This window comes from Photorhabdus sp. RM96S (assembly GCF_042879335.1).
GTDB lineage: Bacteria > Pseudomonadota > Gammaproteobacteria > Enterobacterales > Enterobacteriaceae > Photorhabdus > Photorhabdus kayaii.
On sequence record NZ_JBHFKT010000099.1, the window covers coordinates 1 to 2,526 of the forward strand.

Genomic DNA, 2,526 nt, shown 5'->3' on the forward strand with positions numbered 1-2,526 from the left:
TGACTTTCTATTCCACAATGCCGAAGCAGTATTAACCACAAATTTAGCTTAGTGATCAATGTTTAGGGTTGATTATCAACCGGGCAACTAAAATAGGGGGTTGGTTAAGATGGCAGCAAAAACAAAGGGTTATATTGCAAGGCAAAAAACAGGCCAATGTGATTATTTTGTGACAATATTGTATAAAAAATAGATTAATATTAATCATTTAATAACCAGCATTAATAATTTCAAATAAATTTTATTGTTTTATTTTTATTATGTGATTCTTATCACATTTATGATAATTTGTTTCGGTATGAAATGACTTAGACTGTGACAGATGTTGTTAATGGGTGATGAAGTATGACCCTTTTTGATTAGGTTAGATGATGATTTTTAGCTCAGTTAGCAGAACTGACGCTATGCTATTTCGGATTGGGAGATAATCATCAGAAGCAGGTGTTCGTCATTAATTCACAGAGTGGAAAAAATCATGAAAAAACATTCACAGGCACTTAGATAAAATAGATATTTATTAAAAGCGTTATCCCAGAGGCCATTTACTATTGCCCCTAAACTTCCTGGATATAATAAAATCATTGGCTATCAATCAGCAGAAAAAACAAGGGAAACGGTTTTACTGTATTACAACAATGGTAAGGAACTCCCTGTATGAGAATCTTAAAAGTCACACTTTTAAGATGTCCTTTATGTATGCGCCTTAACAGGCGCATACATCAGAATCACTTATTCAATTGAACAAGCATTTTCCTGTGGGACATAATCAAAGTGTAATTCCCGACTCCGATTCCTTTTTACACCCCAAACACCGTGGAAACGCTCTGCATTACTGGCAGTATACCGCACAGTATGGCGAATATTGCTGTGCCCAAGATAATCTTGTATCAACCGAGTATCTATCCCCCTATCTGCAAGTGCAAAACCACAGGCATGGCGCAACATGTGCGGATGAGAACCTACGGAAATATTAGCCAATTTCCCTAACTGACTAATAATTTGATAAATGCGCTGGCGAGTTAGTGGTTTTCCGGTACGCGACAGAAACAACCAATCACTTTCTGCCCCTCGGAAGGTTTTACGGACTTTTAGCCACTCCCTGATCGCCTGGATTTCATAGCCCAAAAGAGGATGAATAGTAGAAAATCCGCCTTTTAAACGCCGGATATATAAACTTCCATCTTCCAAATCCAGATCAGATATCCGTAGATACCTGGCTTCACTAACACGTAAGCCATGAACAAAACTCATGTATACCAGACAATAGTCGCGCTCCCCATTAGGGCTCTTTTTCGCCATTTCCAGCATACTTTCCACTTCGTGTTGCGTTAGATGTCTTCGCTGACCCATTATGGTCTATCCCAAATATTCTTTGTTTCAACGCACTTAACACGCTGCGTTATCTGTAACTGATTAAGACCCGGAACCAACCCTAAATCCCCCATAGTAATTAAACCTGCACCGAAATGGCGGCAGATGACTGTATGAAATCTCTGTTTCTGTACTTGCTCTATTCTCAAGCTGCGTAATGGATAGATATTCAATGTCTGTTCTCCGGTAATCCCCCCCTATTCTTACCATCACAAGGCCAAAAGAAAAATAGTGATTCAATTAACCGATCCCCACCAAATAAGGCTTTTTGGCTAGAATTACCAACAAAAATCGCTGCGATAGGCTCAATAACCATTTTAACAAAAGGACATGTCCGTCAGATTGATATCTGGTTCAAATCACTAAGGAAGGATGTTGATGCAGCAATGTTTGCCGGCTTCCGATAAACATTTAATCTCTCTATCTTTGCTAGAGGAACCCGGCAGACAGCAAATCTAACAAACTGGTAACAAGGTAGATGATCCTCTATGCAGAATAATCTGGTATATCAGCTAGATACAATATTCAGCATTCAGCTTTTCAAACCACTACCAGATTTTATCCATGTCGTCATCAATGATGCCTTTTATAAATTTTTTAAACCTCAATATTATGACCCATTATTGCCCTCCTCCGCCAATCATTTGCAACAAAATTTGGTTTGCGAGTGTATTCACACGTTTAAAAGTTACATGTGACTTTTCCCGTTAATTGACGTTGACCGGTGATCCCCATCCTCTACCCGCTCATCTGCTAATCCATTGGCTTCACTAGCTGGTGTGCACTTTGCACTATACCCGTCATCTTTCAAGTTGCCTCTTTGTTGGCTGCGCTCGCTCGCTCACCCCGGTCACATAGTTACCTATGCTCCCAGGGATTCACTCCCTTGCCGTCGCGATCCATCTTGAAATCCATAGGGTATATATGACGAAGCAATTTATTTCGATGCAGAAATCAACGAAATAACTTCATTCGAGTCTAATCTGATCATGTTCATTGATTTACTATTATTACAAGCAACGTCTTAATTCATTGCGTACAAGCTATACCCGTCATCTTTCAAGTTGCCTCTTTGTTGGCTGCACTCACTCACCCCGGTCACATCGTTATCTATGCTCCCGGGGATTCGCTCCCTTGCCGCCGCGATCCATCTTG

The 2,526-nt window shown here is 40.1% G+C and carries 1 protein-coding gene and 1 pseudogene; one reads left to right on the forward strand and one right to left on the reverse strand.

Going from position 1 to position 2,526, the window contains the following annotated elements:
• Positions 1–729: 729 nt before the first annotated feature.
• Positions 730–1,350, reverse strand: a complete 621-nt coding sequence (locus ACGF49_RS24325; RefSeq protein ID WP_112896019.1) for a tyrosine-type DNA invertase — start codon at positions 1,348–1,350, stop codon at positions 730–732.
• A gap of 941 nt (positions 1,351–2,291) precedes the next feature.
• Here ACGF49_RS24325 and ACGF49_RS24330 point away from each other — a divergent pair.
• Positions 2,292–2,399: pseudogene (locus ACGF49_RS24330) on the forward strand (MurR/RpiR family transcriptional regulator); the annotation flags it as partial.
• Positions 2,400–2,526: the final 127 nt, after the last annotated feature.